25 protein-coding genes and 1 tRNA gene are annotated in these 24,855 nt (G+C 52.5%); 15 read left to right on the top strand and 11 right to left on the bottom strand.

Annotation, left to right across the window (positions count from 1 at the left end):
* Nucleotides 1-83: 83 nt before the first annotated feature.
* Together CHH75_RS04170 and CHH75_RS25125 are read right to left on the bottom strand one after the other, a co-directional pair.
* Nucleotides 84-156: transfer RNA gene (locus CHH75_RS04170), tRNA-Val, on the bottom strand.
* Nucleotides 157-644: 488 nt separating this feature from the next.
* Entirely contained in the window at nucleotides 645-767 is a 123-nt protein-coding gene (locus CHH75_RS25125) for a hypothetical protein (protein WP_255222950.1), read from the bottom strand.
* A gap of 122 nt (nucleotides 768-889) precedes the next feature.
* On the opposite strand from CHH75_RS25125, the gene CHH75_RS04175 reads away from it, so the two are divergent.
* Nucleotides 890-1,333 (top strand): GNAT family N-acetyltransferase, encoded by a 444-nt coding sequence (locus tag CHH75_RS04175; RefSeq protein ID WP_095397500.1) that lies wholly within the window; start codon nucleotides 890-892, stop codon nucleotides 1,331-1,333.
* Nucleotides 1,334-1,385: 52 nt separating this feature from the next.
* On the opposite strand, the gene CHH75_RS04180 is transcribed toward CHH75_RS04175, so the two are convergent.
* Nucleotides 1,386-1,625, bottom strand: coding sequence for a DUF3892 domain-containing protein (locus CHH75_RS04180; RefSeq protein ID WP_230875547.1), 240 nt, complete (start codon nucleotides 1,623-1,625; stop codon nucleotides 1,386-1,388).
* A gap of 71 nt (nucleotides 1,626-1,696) precedes the next feature.
* The gene (locus tag CHH75_RS04185; RefSeq protein WP_095397501.1) at nucleotides 1,697-2,434 is read right to left on the bottom strand and encodes an MBL fold metallo-hydrolase; all 738 of its coding nucleotides are present in this window, start codon (nucleotides 2,432-2,434) and stop codon (nucleotides 1,697-1,699) included.
* A gap of 225 nt (nucleotides 2,435-2,659) precedes the next feature.
* Here CHH75_RS04185 and CHH75_RS04190 point away from each other — a divergent pair, with 225 nt between their 5' ends.
* The gene (locus CHH75_RS04190; protein WP_095263255.1) at nucleotides 2,660-3,217 is read left to right on the top strand and encodes a stalk domain-containing protein; all 558 of its coding nucleotides are present in this window, start codon (nucleotides 2,660-2,662) and stop codon (nucleotides 3,215-3,217) included.
* 95 nt (nucleotides 3,218-3,312) lie between these two features.
* Nucleotides 3,313-3,636, top strand: a complete 324-nt coding sequence (locus tag CHH75_RS04195; RefSeq protein WP_095263256.1) for a DUF1292 domain-containing protein — start codon at nucleotides 3,313-3,315, stop codon at nucleotides 3,634-3,636.
* A 144-nt stretch (nucleotides 3,637-3,780) separates the two neighbouring features.
* On the opposite strand, the gene CHH75_RS04200 is transcribed toward CHH75_RS04195, so the two are convergent.
* Both CHH75_RS04200 and CHH75_RS04205 read right to left on the bottom strand, forming a co-directional pair.
* On the bottom strand, nucleotides 3,781-5,256 hold the full coding sequence (locus CHH75_RS04200; RefSeq protein ID WP_095263318.1) for an aminotransferase class I/II-fold pyridoxal phosphate-dependent enzyme: 1,476 nt from the start codon (nucleotides 5,254-5,256) through the stop codon (nucleotides 3,781-3,783).
* A gap of 542 nt (nucleotides 5,257-5,798) precedes the next feature.
* Nucleotides 5,799-6,422, bottom strand: a complete 624-nt coding sequence (locus CHH75_RS04205) for a YktB family protein (RefSeq protein WP_095263257.1) — start codon at nucleotides 6,420-6,422, stop codon at nucleotides 5,799-5,801.
* 247 nt (nucleotides 6,423-6,669) lie between these two features.
* On the opposite strand from CHH75_RS04205, the gene CHH75_RS04210 reads away from it, so the two are divergent.
* Nucleotides 6,670-7,266 carry a hypothetical protein gene (locus CHH75_RS04210; protein WP_095263258.1) on the top strand — a complete coding sequence of 199 codons (597 nt, stop codon included), beginning with the start codon at nucleotides 6,670-6,672 and terminating at the stop codon, nucleotides 7,264-7,266.
* Between the two features lie 184 nt (nucleotides 7,267-7,450).
* Nucleotides 7,451-8,860: an NADP-dependent phosphogluconate dehydrogenase gene (gene gndA, locus CHH75_RS04215; protein WP_176475453.1), complete on the top strand. Its 1,410-nt coding sequence runs from the start codon at nucleotides 7,451-7,453 to the stop codon at nucleotides 8,858-8,860.
* Here gndA and CHH75_RS04220 read toward each other — a convergent pair.
* Nucleotides 8,844-9,233 (bottom strand): hypothetical protein, encoded by a 390-nt coding sequence (locus CHH75_RS04220; RefSeq protein WP_244908055.1) that lies wholly within the window; start codon nucleotides 9,231-9,233, stop codon nucleotides 8,844-8,846. The genes gndA and CHH75_RS04220 overlap by 17 nt on opposite strands.
* A 226-nt stretch (nucleotides 9,234-9,459) precedes the next feature.
* Between CHH75_RS04220 and CHH75_RS04225 the strand changes: the two genes are divergently transcribed.
* The gene (locus CHH75_RS04225; protein WP_255222951.1) at nucleotides 9,460-9,972 is read left to right on the top strand and encodes a shikimate kinase; all 513 of its coding nucleotides are present in this window, start codon (nucleotides 9,460-9,462) and stop codon (nucleotides 9,970-9,972) included.
* Between the two features lie 185 nt (nucleotides 9,973-10,157).
* Here the strand turns inward: CHH75_RS04225 and CHH75_RS04230 are convergent, their stop codons facing one another.
* A complete protein-coding gene (locus CHH75_RS04230; protein WP_095263260.1) occupies nucleotides 10,158-10,466 on the bottom strand; it encodes a rhodanese-like domain-containing protein in 309 nt (102 codons plus the stop codon).
* 175 nt (nucleotides 10,467-10,641) lie between these two features.
* On the opposite strand from CHH75_RS04230, the gene aroA reads away from it, so the two are divergent.
* From aroA to ptsP, 4 genes are all read left to right on the top strand, one after another.
* Nucleotides 10,642-11,934 (top strand): 3-phosphoshikimate 1-carboxyvinyltransferase, encoded by a 1,293-nt coding sequence (gene aroA, locus CHH75_RS04235; protein WP_095397502.1) that lies wholly within the window; start codon nucleotides 10,642-10,644, stop codon nucleotides 11,932-11,934.
* A 61-nt stretch (nucleotides 11,935-11,995) separates the two neighbouring features.
* Complete coding sequence (locus CHH75_RS04240) at nucleotides 11,996-12,424, top strand: CoA-binding protein (protein WP_095263262.1); 429 nt, start codon at nucleotides 11,996-11,998, stop codon at nucleotides 12,422-12,424.
* Between the two features lie 183 nt (nucleotides 12,425-12,607).
* Nucleotides 12,608-14,491 carry a glucose PTS transporter subunit IIA gene (locus CHH75_RS04245; protein WP_095397503.1) on the top strand — a complete coding sequence of 628 codons (1,884 nt, stop codon included), beginning with the start codon at nucleotides 12,608-12,610 and terminating at the stop codon, nucleotides 14,489-14,491.
* Nucleotides 14,488-16,251 (top strand): phosphoenolpyruvate--protein phosphotransferase, encoded by a 1,764-nt coding sequence (gene ptsP / locus CHH75_RS04250; protein ID WP_095397504.1) that lies wholly within the window; start codon nucleotides 14,488-14,490, stop codon nucleotides 16,249-16,251. The genes CHH75_RS04245 and ptsP overlap by 4 nt, the downstream gene beginning before the upstream one ends.
* Nucleotides 16,252-16,617: 366 nt before the next feature.
* On the opposite strand, the gene ggt is transcribed toward ptsP, so the two are convergent.
* Nucleotides 16,618-18,249 carry a gamma-glutamyltransferase gene (gene ggt, locus CHH75_RS04255; RefSeq protein WP_095263265.1) on the bottom strand — a complete coding sequence of 544 codons (1,632 nt, stop codon included), beginning with the start codon at nucleotides 18,247-18,249 and terminating at the stop codon, nucleotides 16,618-16,620.
* Between the two features lie 66 nt (nucleotides 18,250-18,315).
* The gene (locus CHH75_RS04260; protein WP_095397505.1) at nucleotides 18,316-18,846 is read right to left on the bottom strand and encodes a type 1 glutamine amidotransferase domain-containing protein; all 531 of its coding nucleotides are present in this window, start codon (nucleotides 18,844-18,846) and stop codon (nucleotides 18,316-18,318) included.
* A gap of 318 nt (nucleotides 18,847-19,164) precedes the next feature.
* Here CHH75_RS04260 and CHH75_RS04265 point away from each other — a divergent pair, with 318 nt between their 5' ends.
* From CHH75_RS04265 to CHH75_RS04280, 4 genes are all read left to right on the top strand, one after another.
* The gene (locus tag CHH75_RS04265) at nucleotides 19,165-19,587 is read left to right on the top strand and encodes a hypothetical protein (RefSeq protein WP_255222952.1); all 423 of its coding nucleotides are present in this window, start codon (nucleotides 19,165-19,167) and stop codon (nucleotides 19,585-19,587) included.
* A 98-nt stretch (nucleotides 19,588-19,685) separates the two neighbouring features.
* Entirely contained in the window at nucleotides 19,686-20,033 is a 348-nt protein-coding gene (gene ytxJ / locus CHH75_RS04270; protein ID WP_095263267.1) for a bacillithiol system redox-active protein YtxJ, read from the top strand.
* Between the two features lie 92 nt (nucleotides 20,034-20,125).
* Nucleotides 20,126-21,136 (top strand): catabolite control protein A, encoded by a 1,011-nt coding sequence (ccpA, locus tag CHH75_RS04275; protein ID WP_095263268.1) that lies wholly within the window; start codon nucleotides 20,126-20,128, stop codon nucleotides 21,134-21,136.
* Nucleotides 21,137-21,267: 131 nt separating this feature from the next.
* Complete coding sequence (locus tag CHH75_RS04280; RefSeq protein ID WP_176475454.1) at nucleotides 21,268-21,975, top strand: 5'-methylthioadenosine/adenosylhomocysteine nucleosidase; 708 nt, start codon at nucleotides 21,268-21,270, stop codon at nucleotides 21,973-21,975.
* 106 nt (nucleotides 21,976-22,081) lie between these two features.
* Here the strand turns inward: CHH75_RS04280 and CHH75_RS04285 are convergent, their stop codons facing one another.
* Nucleotides 22,082-22,714, bottom strand: a complete 633-nt coding sequence (locus tag CHH75_RS04285; protein WP_095263269.1) for a GNAT family N-acetyltransferase — start codon at nucleotides 22,712-22,714, stop codon at nucleotides 22,082-22,084.
* Nucleotides 22,715-23,003: 289 nt separating this feature from the next.
* Here CHH75_RS04285 and acsA point away from each other — a divergent pair, with 289 nt between their 5' ends.
* Nucleotides 23,004-24,731, top strand: coding sequence for an acetate--CoA ligase (gene acsA / locus CHH75_RS04290; protein WP_095397506.1), 1,728 nt, complete (start codon nucleotides 23,004-23,006; stop codon nucleotides 24,729-24,731).
* The last annotated feature ends 124 nt before the right edge of the window (nucleotides 24,732-24,855 follow it).

Genomic DNA, 24,855 nt, shown 5'->3' on the forward strand with positions numbered 1-24,855 from the left:
TTCGTTTTTTTACTCATCGAATTCTATTGATTGGTAGCAAGTAACAAAGAAAAGAACCCTTGCTACGCAAGGGTTCTCGGCGATGATCTGTAGTGGGCTCGAACCACTGACCCCCACCCTGTCAAGATGGTGCTCTCCCAGCTGAGCTAACAGATCATGAATAATTTTCAAATGTATTAATTATATTAACACCCGTTTTGCCTGATGTCAATTGCTTTTCGTTATAAAAAATCGCTGTTCAGTCCAGAATAGATAAAGTATGATTTTTCCGGACAGGAGCGTGCTGAACACAGTGAAGATCAAGCGAGCAAGCCGTAGAAGCAGAACGATCAGTACTCTTGTACTATCGGCGCTACTTTGTAGCGGATGTAGCATAGCTGAAAGGACGTCCGTTGAGCTGGTTCCTCTTCATTCGCCTGCTGGGGCGGTGATGCTGGATGTGTATGATCGTTCGGTGGACAGTGAGGTATATTCTTCTCCGAAAATTGAAACCCTCGAAGAGGAAGAAACATTAAAGCCAGCAGATGACTGGGATACGCTGAAGCGCGTTCGATAATTGAGAGCTAGATTTTGATTCCCGTTGTAGATGGCAAAGGTCCAGAACCGCCTGCCTTCCAGCGCTGGCGGTTCTCCATAGTGAGGTGCTATTCTTCTTCATCCCACTTGCGGGAATATCCTTTTTTAATTGCGTAGAAGACAGGATAGATGATGGCGACCGAAATGATCACGGCCCAAAATATCGTGCTTCCCATGCTGCCGCTTTCCATGCAGGTACCCCTTTCCGATAGATGTCTGCTTACACTATACAGGAAATCGAATATTTTGTATAATATTGCGACCTGGTTTCTATATGAGACTGCGAACTTTTTACATAAAGAGGTGTTGTCCCATGGCGGCAGAGATTATTAATGTAACGACAGAAGAACAGTTGCAGCAGGCTCTGGACATTCGGAAGGATGTATTTGTGCTTGAACAGAAGGTTCCTATCGAGCTTGAAATTGATGAATACGACAGTCTGGAGGCCGATGCTCATCATATTCTGATCAAATCAGAAGGGCAGTACGCCGCAACCGGGCGGGTGACTTATTATAATAAAGATTCTGCTAAAATGCAGCGCATTGCCGTTCGTAAGCCGTTTCGCTCCAAAGGCATCGGAAGAGTGCTCATGATGGCTCTGGAATCGAAAGCACGAGAGCTGAAGCTGAAGTATGCCGTCCTGGATGCCCAGTGTCAAGCGGAAGAGTTTTATCAAAAGCTCGGATACGTTACCATTTCGGAGGAGCCGTTTGATGATGCAGGTATTCCACATGTTCGAATGAAAAAAGAACTTTAGTATCTACACGAGAAAGCTCCCCGAAGCATGATGGCTGCGGGGAGCTTCTGTGTCAGAATGTCGGAAGATTGTCCAGGTTGTTGCTCGGATCACCGTCAGCGTTGGAACGCAGGTGTTCGTCACCATCCCGGCCGCGGAAGACATTCAGGTTTTTGATCTCTTTATTTTTAACCATTGCTTGTGCCGTTTTGTAATCCACCACTGAACCGGAATCAAGCTGAAGTTCCACAATATCGCCGTCGCTATTTTTACGAACGGCCACAACCTCGGATTGCTGCATTTCATTTGCCATAGTCTATCGCCTCCCTGGGGATAGTGTTCCCATGGCAGCTTGCAGCCTATTCATCCCGATCCTTTATAGCACTATAATTCATATATCTTTTGCTGCTCAACAAACTCCATCTCGCCGGTTTTACCTACAAAGTCTTGCACATCATCACTGTAATGCATAAGGTATGTACGCTGCTGGATATGTTCAGGCAGGCTGAGCAGCTCTTGAAGCGTCGTATGAACTTCGCCGGGCCCCTGGAGCTGGCATTCATGTAATATCAGTTCACATTCCCGTTCATTCACCAGCTTGTTCAGCAGTTCGGGGTCAAACACCATATCGGCGCTATAAAAGATGCGGTCGTTCAAATAGAGGGAATAGCTGTCCTTGCCCGGAATATGGCGGGTCTGGATCAACTCGACCGTGATCCCTTTGGAAATGTCGGCCTTCACGCCGGGCTTCAGCGGACGAACATCAAAGATATCTTCCAGGCAAGAAATCTCTCCCTGTTGATACAAACCGCCCCGCAGCGTATGATCCCACAACGGGGCAGCCAGTGCCTCGCCGATGTACAGCGGGATTCTCCGCTTGAACTTCATCTTCATCATAAACGCAAGCTCTTCCAGCCCGCCTACGTGGTCGGCATGGATATGGGTGATCAGGACAGCATCAATATCGTTGAAGGAGCGTCCCATTTCATGGAGCGCCAGAGGAGCTGTACTCCCACAATCAATGAGCAGGGTGAAATCATCGTCTAAGAGCAGTGCGTTGTTGTTATAGTATTTCTTGGCAAACGCACTGCCTGTGCCAAGCATTTGCAATTTCAAACTCAAGTTGGGCGACCTCCTGATGATGGTGTTGTAAAAATCCGTTAAGCCTACTATATTTTAAACGAAAACGCTCGCGATTACACGAGTTTATGCGAGATTGCGCATAGGACTACAGGCGGGTTTTGTCCGGATTTTCGCCATAAAGTCCGGTTTGGGGCGCAACTTGTGATGAGGCTTGTAGTATACACATATAACAACATGTGATTCGATGGAGGGACGCTTTCAATTATGAAATGGAAAAAGGTGCTGGTATGTGTACTTGTGCTATCTTTAATCGGAGGAAGCGGACTGTTATTTGCGGATTCCATTAATGATCGTGTGCGTGTATGGCTGAACGGACGTGAGTTGAAGGATGGGGGTTACTTGATTAATGGCACGACTTATGTGCCGGTTCGAGAATTTGATGGTGCGGTCCAATGGGATTCCAGAACGGGGAATGTTCAGGTCATCAAGCCGAATGTGCATATATTTTTGTTCAAGGGAGACACTGTATTCGGTAACGTCAATAAAGGAAAGCTGAAGTTCAACGTATTCAGCCAGATTGACAGCCTCAACAATGAGATCTATGCCGTGAAAGTTGCGATCGAAGATCCTGCGGGGAACATTAAGGACATTCAGTCACAGGTGATCAGAGACCCGAGCAAGGATAATTTCTGGTTCAGGACCTACGACTTCACCTACGATTTTAATACGGCAGGAAAATACTCGGTCGGATTCTACATCAGGACCAGTGCCAATGCCAGCTTTGTCAAGGTGGCGGAGAAGGTGATCACCGCGCTGGATTAAGCGCTCGGGCTTCCAGGCAGCAAATTGACCTGACAGATGCTTCCGTGATACGATACGGGAGTATGAATAATTTTAACCGAAGTGAGGTTTTCTTAATGAGCGAACATAACCATGAGCACGGCGAAGCATGCGGCTGTGGACATGATCACGACCATGATCATGAGCATGAGGAGTTTGTCCTGACTTTGACGGATGAGCAGGGAAAAGAAGTAGAAATGGTGCTCGTGGAGACATTTGATGTCGGCGAGAAGCTGTACGCCCTTCTGCTTGAGCGCGGCAATCCGGAAGCAGACGGTGTCATTTTGCGTATGGAAGAAGAGAACGAGGAAATGGTTCTTTACAATATCGAAGATGAAGACGAATGGAATGAAGTCGAAGCGGCTTATAACGAGCTTGTAGCGGCAGCATCCCAGGAGTAAACGGACGAACGAACAAGAGGTCAAGGAATGAAGGGAATTCATTCATTGGCTTCTTTTTTTGCTTTTGTATAGAAAAAGTGCCCCTGTAGCCAAACAGCTCAGGGACACTTTCTTGATGCGTACAACCGGCTTCACTGCAAGCGGTCAGAAGATCGGATTGGCCTCAACGATCACTTTGACGTTCTGGATGCTGCGGTCCTCCGGACCCTTCACCGGCAATCCGACATCGACATGATCAATAATGTAATCGATATTTTGCTGGGAGATAACCTCGCCCGGAAGGAGAATTGGGATCCCCGGCGGGTATACATAAATGAATTCTGCGATGATCCGCCCGGCAGACTCCTTGAACGGTACGACCTCCGTATCCCCGTAGAACGCATCGCGCGGGATGAGGGACAGCTGCGGAATCTCCGGTATTTTCACAATAAGCTCATTGCTTTCGTTCACATCCTTGTACTTCTCGGCCAGCTCGCGCAGCGCATGCAGCAGCGTTTCGATGGTCTCCGGAGTATCTCCCGGTGTAATCAGGCAGAGGATGTTGTACATGTCGCTAAGCTCAACTTCGATATTGTAATGTTCGCGAAGCCAGTTCTCCGTCTCATATCCTGTAATCCCCAGATGGCGGACATGAATCGTCACCTTGGTCGGATCATAGGAATAGGTCGCTTCCGTACCCAAGATATCTTCCCCGAAGCAAACCAGTCTTGGAATCTCGTTGATTTTCTTGCGGGCATACTGTGCCATGTCTATCGCTCTTTGGGCCATAGCTCGTCCGTTCAAAGCCAGGTTGCGGCGGGACGCATCTAGTGATGCAAGCAAGATATACGAGGTGGACGTCGTGGTCAGCATGCTGATAATCGTCTGCACCCGGTAAGGATTAATGTACCCGTTCTTGGTATTGAGATTAAGCACCGAACTCTGGGTCATTGAGCCGCCGAGCTTGTGAACGCTCGTTGCCGCCATATCCGCTCCGGCCTCCATCGCCGACATCGGAAGGTCCTCGTGAAAATGGATGAGCACGCCATGCGCTTCGTCAACGAGCACAGGGACGTTATAGCTGTGTGCCAGATCGACGATGTCCTTGAGATTGGTGCTCACGCCGAAATATGTCGGATTGATGACGAGCACGGCCTTTACATCCGGATGGCGCTTAAGCGCTTTTCGAACCGAACTGATTGTAATGCCGTGATCGATGCCGAAATTCTCATCTTGGGCAGGGGAAACAAACACCGGCTTGGCTCCTGTAAAAATGATGGCAGACAAGACCGATTTATGCACATTGCGCGGGACGATTATTTTCTCCCCGGGTCCGCAGACGGACATGATCATCGTCATGATGGCGCCGCTGGTCCCTTGCACGCTGAAAAACGTATAATCTGCTCCGAATGCGTCTGCCGCCAGCTTCTGGGCTTCCTCAATCACGCCTGTCGGCTGATGCAGGTCATCCAGCGGTGCAATGTTGATCAGGTCTATGGAAAGGGCATTATCCCCGATAAATTCACGAAATTCCGCATCGGTACCGAGACCCTTCTTGTGTCCCGGGATGTGAAATTGCACCGGGTTTTTGGCCGCATGTTCCTTCAGTGCGGTGAAGAGCGGTGTACGGCTATGGTCCATGGACATTTGTCACAACCTTTCTTGGTATGAGATCGAATTTTAGCTTTGCGTTTCATCCAAATGTATATTTTGCGAAAATCGAGCGGCTGCTTCCACATCGGACAATATATCGAGCCCAAACGGTTTGATCCATCTCCACCGACGTTGTCAGGGAGCGGAAAAAATCGAATTTTGCAAAAATCTGAAACAAAATTGAGTATAGCAAAATAGGTGGGGAATGCAAGCACATAATCTGCGGTTCCTCCCCGCCGGGCAGATCAGCCATCGCATGAAGTGAAGGGGGAAGAAGCTTGCGCCGCTGTTTCAGTATGAACGACGGGCGCCTGGAATATGCCGCTGACACCATGAAAAAGGAGCCTGCGTGATGATTCACACAAGCTCCCTGGAGGTTCATGGCTGCCGCTATCGGCCTGATCGATCGCAGGCAGATTCATAGCAGGCACGGGTTTCTCGGTCTCCTCGGATACGTGCACAGTGGCCTCCCTCGCCTCTGCTGAAACGACTTGCAGTTATCTGACAGGATGCGGCGGTCCCGCGTCCGGTTAAAATGCCAACCGATATAGCGGCAGCAGCGTTTCGAATGTCTTCTGAATGGTTTCGATCAGTTCATCTCCGCTCAGCTTGACCGCTTCTTCACGCGGAATCTGCAAGCCGCACATCACTTCGGACTTCTTGACTTGTTGAAGCTTGCCGATCAGCGTCTGGAAGTCTTCCTTGTTCATCGCTTTGTGCGGTGTGCCCTGCGGACTCATGTGGTCCATGGACCAGTAGAAGGTATCGGGCAGCGCCTTGATCGTCTTGCTGAGCTGGCGCTCCAGATTCGCGGCGAACACGGTTTTGTTCGGGCTTTCATATATGATTGCAAAGATGATAAACAGATGGGACCCGAACATGCCGACCTCAAAATGGGGCAGCGCCTTGTATCCCCGCTTGTTGGCCGCCCAGGCGACCCAGGTGTCGATCGGCGGATTCACCGTTCTCCGGGCATGCTTGGCCACGTGAACATGCATTTCCTCCCCGGCCAAAGCGGATACATACGGTGCGAGCTCGGCGCCGAGCGTCTCCAGCTTCGGTCTGACCCGCTCGATCAGTGCCTCCATGCGCCCCTCAAGCCCCGGAACCGAGAATACGTCAAAATCCTGCTCGTTAAATCCGTTGAAATTCATCTATGTACAGCCTCCCTGTCTTAGTGAGCATATGATGCGCGTTTAGTGTACCCATTATACCATAGCGGAAATTGAAATAATGAGATGCTAGAACCACCTTCATGCGATATTCATGCAAGCAAAAATAGTCAATAAACCAAGTTACCCTTACATAAGATGGAGTATAAGATATAGATAAGACAACGTCAAAATCCAAGCATCCTCACCGCCGTTTTGAGATCGCTAGCAAACCAGAGGAGGGAGTGCCGTGAATAAGAGCGAGGAAGTGGAATATTGTAACCTGGAGCTCCGGTTTGACCGTCGGCATATCCAGGATCTGATCAAAGAGCTGATTCAGGAAGGGTATTCGCTGTACTGGAACGAGAATGAAGCTCAGTTTGTCATTTCAATCCGGACGGGGCGCAAGCTGGTGAAACTTCGGTTTCAGCGCACGGGTACCGGATATAAGCTGGTTGGCGATTACATGATCCGCGACCCGAAGCTGGCCGAGTGGATGGAGAAGCTGATTGAGAACACGCGGGGGCATGCGGTTGTCAAACGCTTTAAGGACCGCCAGATATTGATTGAGAATATTTTGTTCGGAGAGGTCATCCGTCTTGTTGAGATTTCGGGGTACCGGCAGCGGGTGCTGTTCCAGAAGGGGACGCCGATGACGGAGCAGGAGATGGTCAAATTATTCGAGTCAAGCGAGGGCGAGCGGCGGCTTCTGCTGTGCAGACTGGAAACCGATGATGAGCTGGAGAAGCTGCATGCCGCGATGCAGCGCGGTGATCAGGAAGAGATAGGCGCATGCAAACGAAAACTTGAAGAGCTGTGGCTCGAGCTGATGAGGCTTGAGTGGTGAGAACCATACAACATAGGGAGCACGAACAACACTCCGTTTCTAAAGGGGTGTTTTCGCGCGGTCTGATTTTGGGGCAGGGGTTCACTTCTATGCGGAAAAACGTTAATATAAGAGTATTGTAAATCATCTCGGTGCGAGGTGAGTTACTTACAAAAATATAATGGAGCAAAGGATGGAGAACCAGATGGCAAAACAACAAATTGGTGTCATTGGCCTTGCTGTAATGGGCAAAAACTTGGCCCTGAACATTGAGAGTAAAGGTTTTACCGTTTCCGTATATAACCGCTCTCCGCAAAAAACGGAAGAAATGCTCAAGGAAGCAGAAGGAAAGCAGGTTAAGGGAACGTTTTCGATTGAAGAGTTTGTCGATTCTCTGGAAACGCCTCGCAAAATTCTGATCATGGTTCAAGCCGGACAAGCTACCGACGCTACGATTGAGCAGCTTATTCCGCATTTGGACAAGGGCGACATCATCATCGACGGCGGCAACGCTTACTTCCCGGACACCCAGCGTCGCAGCAAACAGCTGGCAGACCTGGGCTTTAACTTTATCGGAGCCGGCGTATCCGGCGGCGAAGAAGGCGCACTGAAGGGCCCTTCCATCATGCCTGGCGGACAGGAAAGTGCCTACAAGCTGGTTGAGCCGATTCTGACAGCGATCTCTGCCAAAGTAAACGACGAGCCTTGCTGTACATATATTGGTCCGGACGGCGCGGGTCATTACGTGAAGATGGTTCACAACGGCATCGAATACGGCGACATGCAGCTCATCTGCGAAGCGTACCAACTGCTCAAGGATGTGCTTGGCCTGGATGCCAAGGAGCTTCATGAAATTTTCTCCGAATGGAATAAAGGTGAGCTTGACAGCTACCTGATCGAGATCACGGCAGACATCTTCTCCAAGTATGATGAGGAGACCGGCAAGCCGATGGTTGACGTTATTCTCGATACGGCCGGGCAGAAGGGCACAGGCAAATGGACAAGCCAAAGCTCCCTTGATCTGGGCGTGCCGCTGTCCATGATTACCGAGTCGGTATTCTCCCGCTTCCTCTCTGCACTGAAAGAAGAGCGCGTAGCAGCAAGCAAAATTTTGAACGGACCGAAAACGGCGTCTTTCGACGGCGACCGTGCGGAGTTCATCGAGAATGTGCGCAAAGCGCTCTTTGCGAGCAAAATCGTGTCTTACGCTCAAGGCTTCGCGCAACTGCGCGTGGCGTCCGATGAGTACGACTGGAACCTGCAATACGGCAAGCTGGCAAAAATCTGGCGCGGAGGCTGCATCATTCGTTCCCGCTTCCTGCAGAACATTACAGATGCCTACGAGAACAATCCGGAGCTGAAAAACCTGCTGCTGGATCCGTTCTTCAAGGACATTATCGAATCCTACCAGGACGCATGGCGTAAAGTCGTTGCCTCTGCGGTGACGCTCGGCATTCCGGTTCCGGGCTTTGCAAGCGCGCTGGCATACTACGACAGCTATCGCTCCGCTAACCTTCCTGCGAACCTGCTGCAGGCGCAGCGCGATTACTTTGGCGCGCATACGTTCCAGCGGGTGGACAAGGAAGGCACGTTCCACTTTAACTGGATGGGATAATCCGGTTCTGCTCCCTGATCTCAGGGGAAGCTTCCGGCGGTATGGCGGTCGCGCAGCCCGGGAGGCTGCGCTGTCCGTCCACCAGCCCATGCATCGCCTCAAGCAGGCAAGCGCGAAGATCATCGCTTCGGGTATGACAGTAGCCGCCGCTTCCGAGCAGGAGCAGGGCGGCTTCACAGTAACTGCTGAAGTTTTGCAGCAGACGTGGCTTGGAAAGGTCCAGCAAGGCCGGATCTTTCCGGGCCACTTTTTTTTGTACATAATGGAGCACCCACACAATATCCTCCCGGCATAGCGGATAAGACGGGTCCATAATCCGGCTGAGCCGCTTGGGGATGGGGAGACGGCTATCGTCCTCGCAGGAGACAGACATGCGCCCTCCTCCTTTCTTATAATCTCTCACTATGTAGCATATGAGTGTGGATGTTAAGATAGACATCGCATTTCGGGTCGCGACAAGCTTGCGGTGTCCTTTAGGCACGGCTGAACTGAAGCGACATGCATTGTCGAAAGATTTCTGCCTGTGGTATGATATGTTCAATCTAATTCCGGTGAAGGCAAACACCAGCCCTATCGGAAAGCATAAGAGGGGTGTAGGATTGAATCAGGTAAGCCAGAACATCATTCTGATCGGGATGATGGGGACGGGAAAGACCACCGTCGGTCGTCTCGTTGCAGAGCGGCTCGGCTTTCAGCTGCTCGACCTTGATGCCGAGATTGAGCGGATGGAGGGACGGACGATCCCCGAGATGTTTGCAGAGGAAGGCGAGGCTTATTTCCGCAAGGCGGAATCCAGAGCGCTTCATAACGTGCTTGCTGCCAAGCGGCTTGTCATCGCAACGGGCGGGGGAGCCGTCCTGAATCCAGACAATTGCGCAGCGATGAAGCAGGGCGGATGGGTAGCTGCTTTGACGGCGGATGCGGAGACCATTATCGAGCGGGTGCGGGGAGATGCGAATCGCCCATTGCTTGCGGGCGATGTGGAGGAGCGGGTGCGCCGGATTATGGCGGAGAGAGAAGACAAATATCGTTTCGCCGATGTGACCATCGATACGGTAGGGCGAAGCGCGGATGAAGTCGCGACCGAGATTTTAACGCATTACCGCGGCTAAGCTTGTTAGCAGATGTGATGCGTGGATCAGGGACTGTCGCTCCCGTATAGGCTTTCGGATGCAGTGAGGTGAGGCAGGCGTTCGGATGACAGTCACAGATTGGCACGGATTCCCGTGCTTGTACGAACATAAAAAAAAGGCGGGGAACCGCAGTTCCCTCGCCTCAATCGCCGATGGCGGGCATCTTATTCTTCGTCAGCCGCCCACTGCAGCATGCCGCCCTTCATGTTCACCACATTGGCATGGCCTTGGTGGCTCAAATATTCGCACACATGCTGGCTGCGGCCGCCGCTGCGGCAGATGAAGATCACTTCCTGATCCTTCGGAATTTCGTTCAGTCTGGCGGGAATTTCCCCCATCGGGATGTGCTTGGCGCCGCTGATCATGCCTGCGGCCACTTCTTCATCCTCGCGGACGTCGATCATATAGATGTTCTCGCCGTTTTGCAGTCTCTCTCGAAGCTCTGAAGTTTCAATTTGAGGGATCGGTTTCATAAAGGTTGCCTCTTTTCTGAAGAAATATGTTTTGTATACTAAATTTTAGAATGGACTACAAGTTACATAGTCTATGATAACGAAGCGGCGTTTTCCCTGTCAATTTAAAGAAGAAACGCCTGCTCGGCAGCGGGGATTCATGCCCTATTCCAACCTAAAAGGAGCGTTACCAATCATGGATGTTATCGTAAGACCTACTGAGAAACTAAGCGGCGAAATTGGAGCCCTGTCTTCGAAAAATTACACGACACGCTATTTGCTGGTGGCCGCGCTCGCCGAAGGAACCAGCACGATCTATTATCCGGCCCACAGTGAGGACAGCGATGCGATGAGAAGATGCATCCAAGATCTCGGGGCGACGATTGTCGAGGATGACGAGAAGGCGGTCATCACCGGTTTTGGCAGCGCGCCTCGTGACGTTGCGGAACTGAACGTGGGCAATGCCGGTGCTGTGCTGCGATTCCTAATGGGCATTGCTGCCTTGTCTTCGGAAGTGAAGTTTGTCAACACATATCCGGATTCGCTCGGGAAGCGGCCGCATGACGACTTGATCGATGCGCTTGAGCAGCTCGGAGTGCAGGTGGAGCACCATAATGGGCGCCTGCCAATCACCATTCGCGGAGGGAAACCGAAGGGCGGTCGCATTACTGTCTCCGGTGAAGTCAGCTCCCAATATTTGAGCGCGCTGTTGTTCCTGACGCCGCTGCTGCCGGAGGACAGTGAAATTACGGTCACCGGTGACCTGAAATCCAAGGTGGTCGTTGGCCAGACGCTGGAAGTGCTGGCGCAGGCCGGTATTACGATCGAGGCTGCGGATGATTACACCTCCTTCCGCGTGCCTGGCCAACAGTCTTATAAAGCGCAGGTCTATACCGTGCAAGGCGATTACCCGGGCTCGGCGGCGGTGCTGGCGGCAGCGGCCGTGACGCAGTCGGATGTGACGATCCGGAACCTGTCCGAGGACAGCAAGCAAGGAGAGCGCGCCATTATCGATGTGCTTCGCACGATGGAGGTGCCGCTCACGCACGAGAATGGCAACGTTCGCGTGCAGGGCAACGGCAAGCTGAAAGCGCTGGAGTTTGACGGGGATATCGCCACGGATGCGGTGCTGGCGATGGTAGCCGCAGCTGTCTTTGCCGAAGGGACCTCCCGCTTCTACAATGTGGAGAATCTTCGTTATAAGGAATGCGACCGCATCACCGATTACTTGACGGAGCTTGCCAAGGCCGGAGCCCAGGTGGAGGAACGTCAGGCGGAGATCATCGTGCATGGGCGTCCGGAAGGGGTCGAGGGCGGCGTAGAGATCAACGCGCATTATGACCATCGCGTGATCATGGCTCTGACCGTTGTCGGCCTTCGCTCCCGGCAGCCGATCCGCATTAAAGATGCGCATCATGTAGCCAAATCGTACCCGCAATATTTTGATCATTTGCAGGCGCTTGGCGCCGATGTGGAATGGGTAAAATAAACAGACAGCAGGGAAATTGCTTGCTCAGTTTGATACAATGAGCCGAAAGGTGGGGTTTAACATGGCATTTGAAAATCCAAGCCGGGAACAAATTGCGGACATTTTGCGCAGTGCAGGCAACATCGCGGTTGTCGGGCTGTCCGACAAGCCGGAACGGACGTCTCACATGGTTGCCGGTGCAATGAAGGAGCGGGGCTACCGCATCATCCCGGTAAATCCCGGTGCGTCTGAAATTTTAGGGGAGAAAAGCTATCCGACCTTGAAGGATATCCCTGAGCCGGTGGACATCGTGAACGTGTTCAGAAGAAGCGAGTACTGCGCCGATGTGGCGCGTGAAGCGGTGGAGATTGGCGCTAAGGTGCTGTGGCTCCAGCAGGGAATCGTGAGCGAGGAGGCCGCGGCCATCGCGCAGGAGCATGGACTGACAGTCATCATGGACCGGTGCATCAAGGTCGAGGATGCCATCGCGCTTGCCGGAGGCAAATCGTAACGATATGTGAGGAAGGATGATCAGCAGGCCCTTGCCGATAATGCGGGTGGCGGATCGCGCGTGCCTTGACGAACAAGGCGGCAGAGCGTCCCGTGCAGGCACAGGGCTTGTTTTTTTCTGTATTTCTTTGACAAAAAACAAGGTTATCGCGTACCATCAAGGATAGAGAAAGGAGGGCTCGCCTTGAATTGGTTGGGATCATTACAGCAGCTGGGCAGAGCGGTTATGCTCCCTACGATGGCGCTACCTGCGGCAGCTCTCCTGCTTAGCATCGGGAGTTTGCCTTGGGCGGCGTGGGGGCTGGAATCCGTGGGCTCGGTTGCTCAGGCTGCCGGACATGGCGTGTTCTATTACATGCCCTATCTGTTTGCGATCGGAGTAGCCTGGGGGCTGTCAAATCAGGGGGGGCCGGCAGGACTTGCCGCGCTCGCGGGCATGTTCATCTATGATCAGGTTATTACCCGGTTGGGGGATGGCAGTGTACAGCCCTCGACCTTGGTCGGTATCATCTTCGGAATGCTATCCGGTTATGTATATAACCGGTTTAAACATATAAAGCTCCCGGAGGCTATCCAGTTTTTCGGCGGCTCCAGATTTGTGCTGCTGATTATGGGCCTGTTCTCGGCCTTGTTCGCCTGGATGATGCTGGGGGTGGCGCCGTTTGTCCAGAAGGGGCTTGATTCCTTTTACGTCCTCACGCTGGAGATGGGCGCATTCGGTCTGTTTTTATACGGTATCCTCTACCGGGTTTTGACCGCTTTCGGTCTGCATCATCTGCTAAACAATGTGTATTGGTTTCAGCTAGGTACATATGAGACGGAGGATGGGACGATCGTTCAGGGGGACCTGCCGCGTTTCTTTGCGGGGGATCCGACGGCGGGCGACTTTATGGCCGGTCTGTTTCCGATTATGATGTTCGCGCTGCCGGCGATTGCAGTTGCCATCATTCAGGAGGCCCGTGAAGATCTGAAGCCCAAGGTGAAAAAAACGTTTATGCGGTCTGCGCTCGTCTGTTTTTTGACCGGGGTATCGGAGCAGATTGAGTTCGCGTTTTTGTTCGCTTCCCCGTTCCTGTATGTCGTGCATGCGTTGATGGCCGGATTTGCGATGGTGCTGACGTATATGCTGGACATTCACCACGGGTTTTCCTATTCCGCCGGATTTATCGATTTTGTGCTCAACTACCATCTGTCCCAAAATGCATGGATGCTGATTCCGATCGGGGTCGGCTATGGCCTGGTGTATTATTTTCTGTTCCGCTGGGCCATCCGTACCTTCGAAATACCGACCCCAGGCCGCGAGGAAGGCTCCGCGCTGGAAGGATGGGCCGGGGATATTCCTTACCAGGCGCCGCTTATTCTTGAGGCTCTGGGGGGCAAGGACAACATCGTCCAGGTGCAGTCCTGCATGACACGCCTGCGATTGACGGTACATAATGACCGTCAGATTGATTCCGACGCGCTCAAGCTTCTGGGCTCGGCAGGGATCATCAAGCTGGGCGGAGGCAATGTGCAGGTGGTGTTCGGCACGTATTCCGAGCTGATTCGGGAGGAGATCAACAAGCTGATGCAGCGCGATTTGCCGCGCGTATTGTTCAGTGCGCCTGTACAGGGGCGGATGATGCCGATTGATGAGGTGCCGGATGATATTTTTGCAGCCAAACTGGTCGGTAACGGGGTCGCCTTCCTTCCGGACAAGGGCGAACTGGTATCTCCGGTATACGGCACGGTGATGCATGTGTATCCGACGATGCATGCCATCGGCATTTCCACGCCGGAAGGGCTCGAGGTGCTGATCCACATCGGTATTGATACTTCACAATTAAAAGGGCCGTTCACCGCGGTTGTCAGCGAAGGGGATGAAGTCGAGCCCGGGCAGCTGCTGGTGAAGTTTGATCTGGCGTATTTGAAGACACATGCCGCTTCATTGGCAACGCCGATGGTGATCACGAATCCGGACAAGGTTAGATCCTGGAGCTTCGCTCCGTTCAAGTCGGTCAAAAAAGGGCAGTCTTCCGTCATGTCCGTTGTTTTAAATGAGAGTCACGCTGGGGGTAGAGAATCATGATACAAGGCATTGGCGCAGCAGCAGGTGTCGCAATCGGAAAGGCTTTTGTGCTGCCGCACTGGGAACTGGATCTTCCGGATTCCGAGATGAATGCAGTCGATTTGGCCAAGGAGTTTGAGCGCCTTTATGAGGGCATCCGAACCTCCAAAAATGAAATCGAATATATCAAAAACGAATTCAAGGAGATGGTGGGGCCTGAGGAGTCTCAAATTTTCGATGCGCATCTGGCCATCCTTGAGGACCCTGTGTTCATGAATGAAATACAGGGCATTATCGAGCGTCAGTACAAGGCAGCCGAGGTGGCGGTCAAGGAAGCGATCGACCATTTTGTGTCCATGTTCGACCTGCTTGACGATGAGTACATGAAAGAACGTGCGCTTGATATCAAGGATGTCGGGAACCGGCTGCTCAAGCATTTGCTGGGTGCGCCGGAGGTGAAGCTGCCGGCCGATACGCAGCCCTATATTCTCGTGGCCAAGGAGCTCTCGCCATCACAGCTTGTGCATCTTAATCCCTCCCATGTGCTGGGGATCGTCACGATGACCGGAGGCAAGACGTCCCACTCGGCCATTATGGCGCGTGCGCTTGGCATTCCACTCGTCTCCGGGATCGAGAACAAGCTGGAACATCCGATACAGACCGGGGAGAAGCTGATCGTGGACGGGGATCAGGGGCTATTGTATCTGAATCCGGACGCGGCGGTGCTTGAACGCTATGAATTGATCCGCGACCAGCTGCTGAAGAAGAAGGAGCAGCTGCAGCTGCTCGCTTCAGTGGATGCAGTCACGAAGGACGGCGTGTATTTTAATCTGGCAGCGAACATGAACTCGATCAAGGAGCTGGATATCGCCCTGCAAAATGGTGCCAAGGGCGTCGGACTGTTCCGGACGGAGTTTCTGTATATGGATCGCCACAGCTTCCCGAGCGAGGAGGAGCAGTTCGAGGTTTACCGCCAAGTCGCAGAGAAGGCGGGCGGCTCATCGGTCGTCATCCGCACGCTCGATATCGGCGGCGACAAGCAGCTCGACTACTTCTCTCTGCCGGAGGAGGATAATCCATTTCTCGGCTACCGGGCAATCAGAATCAGCCTGGACCGGACGGAGCTGTTCCAGACGCAGCTGACCGCGATTCTTCGGGCCAGCGCATATGGCAACGTCAAGATTATGTATCCGATGATCTCCTCGGTGGAGGAGATCAGACAGGCCAACGTCATTCTGGCCCGGGCCAAAGCGGAGCTGGATCGCCGCGGCATCGACTACAACAAAGAGATCCAGGTTGGCATCATGATTGAGGTGCCGGCAGCCGTTACGATCTCGGATCTGCTCGCGGAAGAGGCGGATTTCTTCAGCATCGGCACCAATGATCTCGTACAGTATGTGCTGGCTGTAGACCGGATGAACGAACAGATTGCACATATGTATCATCCGTTTCATCCGGCCGTGCTGCGCATGCTGCGAACGACCGTGGAAGCAGCGAAGCAGGCGGGCATCCCTGTTAGCGTATGCGGCGAATTGGCCGGGGATGAGCGGGCGATTCCGTTGTGGCTGGAGCTTGGCGTGCATGATTTGAGCATGTCTACCCAGTCGCTGCTCCGGGTGAAGCATCGGATACTGAACACGAAGGCGTCTGAAGCGAAGGTGGAGGCAGCGGCCTGCTACAAGCTCCGGACCAGCTCGGCGGTCGAAGAGCGGCTGACGGCGTTTGCCCAGCGGAGCAGCTTTCAGTCCGGGGGCAATGGCACGGATTATTCCGCATCGTAATGTCTGCGGCTCTTGTGTGGACTGACGTGGCTTGTATCCTATACAGCTAAACGAAACTGCCAGTGGACCTATGGCGCCTATGTAGGCTATGCCGACTTGGGCTGCCGGACAGCATGGTGTGAAGCTTCCTCGGCGAGACGATGTAGAAGCCGAGTGTGCTGAGCTTCACTGTCGTTTATGCTGCTAGGAGCGAATCGATTGGATTGATGTTTTTATGATGCAGCTTCTTTGTCATAAGGACAAGCCTTGCACGACAAAGCGCGGCACAGCGAAAAGGCCGCCCTCGCAAAGGGAGAGGAAGATCCTCTTCTTATATGCGAGGGCGGCCTTTCTTGGTCTTGGTTCGCGCAATAGATAGGATGCAGTTTACCAGGCTGCGACCGTACCGTCGGTCCGGGACTCGGTTCCGCCACACAGCACGCCTGTGGATGGATCCCGCCATATGATCTGTCCCCGGCCGAAGGACCCGGAATCGAGGGTGACCCGGATATCATGGCCCCGGCGCGCCAGCGCCTGTGCTATAGCATTCGGGAATGAAGGCTCCACATGCACCGTTTTTCCGCTGGTCCATTGCCATCTAGGCGCATCCAGGGCAGCTTGCGGATGCAGTCCGTAATCAATGGTATTCATGACCACCTGCAGATGGCCTTGCGGCTGCATGTAGCCGCCCATGACGCCAAACGGCCCGACAGGCTGGCCATCTTTAGTCAGGAAGCCCGGGATAATCGTATGATAAGTCCGTTTCCCCGGCTCCAGGCGATTGTCGTGGCTCTCATCCAGCGAGAAGTCGCTGCCCCGGTTCTGGAGTGAAACTCCGGTTCCAGGCACAACCAGCCCTGATCCAAAGCCCATGTAGTTGCTTTGGATGAATGACACCATATTGCCCTCGCCATCGGCTGCGGCCAAATAGACGGTGCCGCTGCCGCTTGGATCGCCGGCCTCCGGCATGATGGCGGTATCGCCGATCTTCTGCCTGCGAATCGAAGCATACTCCTCGGACAGCATGCGGCCTAGATCCGCCTTCATATGGCGGCTGTCCGTAATATAGCGCTGTCCATCGGCAAAAGCGAGCTTCATCGCCTCAATCTGACGATGATAGTCGATGACGCTGTCTTTGCTCTGCGTATCAAAGCCCTTCATCATATTAAGCGCCATCAGGGTGACGAGGCCTTGCCCGTTTGGCGGAATTTCCCATACGTCATACCCGCGGTAGGACACGCTGATCGGCTGTACCCATTCAGGCTTGAAAGCAGCCAGATCGTCGGCCTCCAGGTAGCCGCCGGCTTCCTTGACATAAGAAGCGATTCGCTCCGCGAGCTCGCCGCGATAGAAAATCTCAGCGCCGGTCTCGCCGATGCTTGCCAGGGTGCGGGCATGATCCGGCAGCCGGAACAGCTCGCCCGGCCGAGGCGCACGGCCTGCGGGGGCAAACGTATCGAACCAGCCCTGGTAACAGTCTTCCTTGAAAATCTCTTTAAAGCGGGCGTAGGCCTTCTCCCAGAAAAAAGCCACCGTAGGCGACAGGGGGAAGCCTTCCTCCGCATATGTAATCGCCGGCTTCAATGTTTCCGCTAAGGGCAGGCGGCCAAATCTGCGAGACAGTTCGGCCCATGCAGCCGGAACCCCAGGGACGGTAACGGGTAAAGCGCCGAAGGTCGGCATTTTCTCATGGCCGGCTTCCTTCACCGCCTGAATTGATATCGAACGCGGGGCCGGTCCGCTGGCATTAAGCCCGTGAAGCGAGCCGCCCGTCCAGACGAGGGCAAAGGCGTCGCCCCCGATGCCGTTGGCATTGGGCTCCACGACGGTCAGCGCAGCAGCTGCCGCGATCGCCGCATCAATGGCGTTGCCGCCTTGCTTGAGGACATCAAGCCCGGCTTGAGCCGCGAGCGGCTGTGAAGTGGCCACCATGCCTTTGGCGGCATATACGGGCATTCGGTAGGATGGATAAGGATGATAATAGGAATCAAACAACAGAGGCAGCCTCCTTCCGCACATGGCGCAAATGTATTATTACTGGAATGACCTTTCTTTAAAAAAAGGGGGTGAGGCGTAGAGCCCCACCTATGATTTGGACTGAGCAAGCGCATCGCAGAATGCGAGGCCGTATGGCGGAAGATCGGGAGGACGCCGCGCCGAGATGATGTGTCCATCAACCACGACAGCCTCATCCTTCCAAATGGCTCCAGCATTCTCCATGTCGTCCCGGATTCCCGGGGTGGATGTGACGGTAGCGCCTTCCAAAATTTTAGCCGAAATCAGCACCCAGCCGGCGTGGCAGATTTGCCCGATCGGCTTCTTGGCTTCATGCATCTCTCGAACAAGCTCCAGCACCTTGTCATAGCGCCGCAGCTTGTCCGGCGCCCATCCGCCCGGCACGAGAATACCATAATAATCCTTGCTGCGCAGCTCCTCGAAGGAATACTCGGCCAACGCGGGAACCCCGTATTTGCCGATATAGGTTTTGCCTTTTTCATAGCCGGCGAGATGAACCTCGGCGCCCTCTTCACGAACCCGGTATACCGGGTACCATAACTCTAAATCCTCGAATTCTTCGTCAACCAGAGCGATTACTTTTTTCCCTGAAAGTCTCATTCGTAAGATCAGCTCCTTTCTATACTCAAGAGCAGGCGTAATGTGAATACCACTCTTCTAAACGAGCTTATTGTAACAAAAAAACAAACGAAATTCATTTTTTGCGTGTTAGATAAAATAGATGGACCCAATGACCGAAGTATTATATATCTGGTAAATAAAGCATTCACCCAATTTTGGGACATTCTTTGTTATGATAGTCGGAGAGAACTAGTGCTTGATAGGTGTATCGAAGGCTTGTTGGGACTAAAGACAATACGCAATGAATTTGGGGTGGGCGATTTGTTCAAAGGTAGTCATTGTACTTGTGGGCAGAAGATGAATCTGGAATTGAGAATGTTAATCCACCAGAAGAAAACGAGAATCTACGATGTGCCGGTTTACGTATGTGAACATTGTGAACATTACGAAGTTTTGAAACCGGTAAAGCCTTACGTTGTTCAGTACATAGCAGCCATCGATGGCAGTCTCGAGCATGCCGACGTATCCTTGGCGGAGATGAATGAGTCGGTGCATGTCCTTTACAGCGTTCTCCAGGGAGCTGATCAAGAGACGGAAGCCGAAGTTTTTGCACGCTTCAAGGAGGCTTTTGACGACCGTGTCAATATGCTGCTGGATTTATTCGGCTGTGCCCGGAAGATGAAAGATGAGGATTGGATGCGGGAAATCCAGGAACGACTGGAACAATTAAGTGAATTCGCAGTATTACTCCCTGAAAACTCGAACTTTTATGCCAGATAATTTTCAGAAAATTTTCGCGGTTGTTGGATTTTTCACGCACTTTTTGTTAGGATATAGGTAAGGTTAAGAACTTCAATACTGAAGGGAATGTATATTGAGTGGCGACCTTGACGAAAATGACTACTACCGAACAGCTGAACAACGCACTTGAAGCATCGGTACATAGACCGCTGCTGCTGTTCAAACACAGCACCAGATGTCCCATTAGTGCAGCCGCGTATAAGGAAGTAGTCTCGTATCTGAACGACCAGCCGAATGAGCGGGCAGATTACGCAATCATTGACGTTATCGCCGACCGCCCGGTGTCCAATCAGGCGGCAGACATCCTGGGCATTCGGCATGAATCGCCGCAGGTCATCCTGGTAACAAACGGAGTGCCAATCTGGCATGACTCCCATTCCCATATTACGATTGAAGCGCTAAAGGAACAAGTGGACGGCATTTGAGGCCGCGTGTTTGCACAAAGCAATATTTTGTCGTATCATATTTTCAATTAGTATTGAGCGAATAAAATCTATTGGCAATGGAGAGAAGGAATTTGACGGTAACCATTTACGATGTAGCGCGTGAAGCAGGCGTTTCCATGGCAACGGTTTCGCGGGTTGTTAACAATAACCCCAATGTTAAGCCCCAAACCCGGAAGAAAGTGTATGAAGCGATAGAGCGGTTGGGATATCGTCCGAATGCGGTGGCCAGAGGTCTGGCCAGCAAGAAGACAACCACTGTCGGGGTCGTCATCCCGGACATCTCGAACTCGATTTTTGCGGAAATTGCCCGCGGCATCGAGGATATCGCGAACATGTATCACTACAACATTATTTTGTGTAATGCGGACAAGCGCAAGGAGAAGGAGATTCGTGTCATCAACACCCTGCTTGAGAAGCAGGTGGACGGGCTTCTTTTCATGGGCGGTACGGTTACGGAGGAGCATATCCAGGCGTTCCAGACCTCGGCTGTGCCTATCGTATTGTGCGCAACGCGTGACGAGCAGGGCAACTATCCGTCTGTTGATATCGACCATGAGCAGGCGGCATTCGATGCGGTGAGCACGCTCATTCGTCACGGACATCGGGAAATTGCGATGATCAGTGGTACGCTGCAGGATCCGGCGAATGGTTATTCCCGTTTCCAGGGATACAAGCGTGCGCTTGAAGCGGCGGGCATCGAATATCAGGAGGATCTGGTGCGCATCGGCAACTATCGCTACGAGTCCGGTGTGGAAGCAATGAAGTATTTCCTCGGTCTGAAGAAGAAGCCGACGGCCATCTTCTCGGCAACCGATGAAATGGCGATCGGCGCGATCCACAGCATTCAGGATGAAGGCTATAAAGTGCCGGATGATTTCTCGATTATTAGTGTAGACAACATCCGCATGGCTTCGATGGTGCGTCCGCAGCTTACGACCGTGGCCCAGCCGATGTATGATCTGGGAGCGGTGGCGATGCGTCTGTTGACCAAGCTGATGAAGAAGGAGAATGTGGACAACCCGCGGGTTATTTTGCCGCATGAAACGATCCTTCGCCTCTCGGTCAGCCATGTTAACGAATAGGCTGAATGCTGAAGGGTACAGTTGTATTCATACATGATGGAAATGAAGAAGGCTCCTTTTTAGAAGGAGCTTTTTTTCTGGGATTTGATGCGATCATCGCTGTACATTAACGGAATAACAGAAAGGGATGGATGATAGTGACAGAGCCGGTCATTGGGCTGATTGGGGCTATGGATGCAGAGATTGAGCTGCTGCTCGGGCAGCTGGAGAACCAGGAACAGATCGTGAAAGCGGGAATCTCTTATTTAACAGGCAGCATTCAAGGAAAGCGGGTCGTTGTATGCAAATCCGGTGTGGGCAAGGTGAATGCAGCGGTAACGACGCAGATTCTGATCGACACCTTCGGCGTGTCCAAAGTGGTGTTCACCGGCGTGGCAGGGGCGCTTCATCCGCAGCTGGATATCGGGGACATCGTCATTTCGGCGTCCTGTCTGCAGCATGATATGGATGTTTCGCCGCTCGGGTTTGCCCGTGGCGTCATTCCATATCAGGAGGTATCGGATTTTCCGGCGGATGCGGCATTGGTTCAGCTGGCTGAGGAAGCGTGCAAGGCGTTGTCTGTGGAGCGGTATGTAGTTGGCAAAGTGCTGTCCGGCGACCAGTTTATTGCCAGCAGAGACACAGTGAAGATGCTGCATGAGCAGCTGGACGGGGCATGTGCCGAGATGGAAGGGGCTGCCGTGGCCCAGGTATGCTATATGAACGATGTGCCTTATGTTGTCATCCGTTCGATGTCCGATAAAGCCGACGGGTCGGCGCATATCAATTTTCCGGAATTTACGGCGAAAGCCTCTGAACGTTCCTATGACATTGTATATTATATGCTGAACCGGCTATAGATAATGCCAAAATCCCCGAGTCTCTCTTCATTGCAGAGCCCGGGGATTTACTGTTATTTAGACACTATACGTTTCAACCGTTTCGAATATCCTTGACCGTGTTTATTCAATACATGAATCGTTGCCGGAAGCGCAGTCGGTCGAATTGCTCCTGGGAAGCTAAGGGGACTCTACTGCCGATCCGGACCATGAGGCAGTTGGCTGGATGCGAGCATATTTCCGGATCGTCGGTCGCGTACCACTCCATGTCGACAACTTTCATGAGCCGCTCCATCATTTTGCGGTACTCCCATACGTTCAAGCCGCTTCCCTTCAGATCCCAATGCCAATAATATTCCGTCGTAAACACAATGTATCGTTCCATCTGACCTTGCTCGAACGCGGTTCGAATCATCTGCTGACCAAGTCCGAGAGAACGGTATTCTGCAGCGACTTCGATGGCGCCTAGCTCAATTAAATCTTCCATCTGGCCCTCCGACCATCGTTCCTGCTCATCGGGATAATGGAAGGTGACATAACCTACAATTTGGTTGCGATCGCGAGTGATAATAATTCTACCTTCCGGAAGAGCTGCGATTTCGATCAGCGCTTCATGCTGCTCTGCCGGACGGCGAAAAGCATGGAGGCCGGGATGAAAATCGAGCTGGGACAACTGCTCGGGGGGGACGGGTCCTTCAATGACGAGGTTCTGGTTCTCCGGAAACAGCACATGAGATTGGTACAGCTTGCAGTGTTCCATCCGTCAGACTCCTTTCAGTTCCATACCCTACTTATAGCAAAAAAATAAAAAAATGAAAAGCAATGACAGATAAACGCGTCCTATGATATAATCACTTCGACATAAATTCTTCACATTTTTTCCGTTGACAACAGGTGTCTGCTCCCTAAATAAAAGGGTTAAAGATTCGCCGCATGACTGAAGCTTCGGAATAACCCGGGATTTGGTGTGAAGTAGGTTTCATTCAATCATTTTGTAAGCGCTGTCCACCTATAAGGAGAACGATTGAAGAATGAGGAGGATGTAAACGATGAATCAAACGCATAGCGAAATATTGCCAAGTGAAGTTTCTTACTCCAATATGGGCCAATATGAGCAGGCGCGTTCCCAATTTTCCTGGGATGAGATCGAGCGGCACTTCACCTGGTACGAGACCGGCAAGGTGAACATGGCTTATGAAGCGATTGACCGGCATGTAGCCGAGGGAAGAGGAGACAAGGTTGCGTTGATGTACAGTGATGCTTCGCGCAATGAATCTCTTACCTATGCCCAGCTTAAGGAGCAGTCCGATAAGTTCGGGAATGTGCTTCGCAAGTATGGAATTGGAAAAGGCGACCGGGTATTTATATTCATGCCGCGCGGTCCGGAGCTTTATGTCAGCTTGCTGGGCATATTGAAAATCGGTGCCGTTGTCGGTCCATTGTTCGAAGCGTTCATGGAAACGGCGGTTAAGGACCGGCTGGAGGACAGCGGAGCCGTCGCATTGGTAACTACGCCTGTGCTCTTGCCGCGTGTAAAAAGAGACGAGCTGCCTGAACTGAAACATGTCATTGTGGTCGGTGATACGGAGCCGCTGAACGATTCATCGCTGATCGATTATTTCTCCGAGATGGAAGCTGCTTCATCAGAGCTGGAGCTGGAATGGCTGGGGCGCGAAGATGGACTGATCATGCACTACACTTCCGGTTCCACCGGCAAGCCCAAAGGCGTCTATCATGTTCAAAATGCGATGATTCAGCATTATTATACGGGCAAAGCGGTACTAGACTTGCAGGAGGATGACATCTACTGGTGCACAGCGGATCCGGGCTGGGTGACGGGTACCTCCTACGGCATATTCGCGCCTTGGCTGAACGGGGTGACGAATGTCGTTCGGGGCGGAAGATTCAGCCCGCAGGATTGGTACAGCACGCTTGAGAAGAATAAGGTAACGGTATGGTACAGTGCACCAACCGCGTTCCGGATGCTGATGGGGGCCGGCTCTGATCTGATCGATCAGTACAATTTGAGCTCCCTGCGGCATGTTCTCTCCGTCGGTGAACCTTTGAATCCGGAAGTGGTGCGTTGGGGGTATAAGGCCTATAAACAGCGGATTCACGATACGTGGTGGATGACGGAGACGGGCGGTCAGTTGATCTGTAATTATCCGGGCATGGCAATCAAGCCGGGCTCCATGGGACGTCCGCTGCCAGGCATTACCGCTGCGATCCTCGACGATCAAGGGCGTGAGCTGCCGCCGAACACGATGGGCAACCTGGCGATCAAGACGCCGTGGCCATCCATGATGCGGGCGATCTGGAACAATGAAGCCAAGTATGAGGAGTATTTCCGCATCCCGGGCTGGTATATATCCGGTGACTCAGCTTACATGGATGAAGAGGGCTACTTCTGGTTCCAGGGCCGAATCGATGATGTAATCAATTCCTCTGGAGAGCGTATCGGTCCGTTTGAGGTCGAGAGCAAGCTTGTGGAGCATCCGGCGGTGGCAGAAGCCGGCGTTATCGGGAAGCCGGACGTTACCCGTGGCGAAATTATCAAAGCCTTTATCTCGCTGCGCGAAGGCTATGCTCCTTCCGATGAGCTTAAGGAAGAGATCTACCGGTTCGTGAAGGAAGGTCTGTCTGCACATGCTGCTCCGCGCGAGATTGAATTCAAGGATAAGCTGCCGAAGACCCGTTCCGGTAAAATCATGCGCCGCGTGTTGAAAGCATGGGAGCTGGATTTGCCGACAGGGGATCTGTCTACTATCGAGGACTAAGGATAACCAAAAGCCTTCCTTGCTGCGTATGGAAACATCGTTTCCATACGGCAAGGAAGGCTTTTTCTGTGCATCGTGAGGACTGAGGAGTTAGGAGTGGAGGCTACAGTTGGCGAGATTTAAA

The organism is Paenibacillus sp. 7541, from assembly GCF_002276395.1.
GTDB classification, from domain to species: domain Bacteria; phylum Bacillota; class Bacilli; order Paenibacillales; family Paenibacillaceae; genus Paenibacillus_AQ; species Paenibacillus_AQ campinasensis.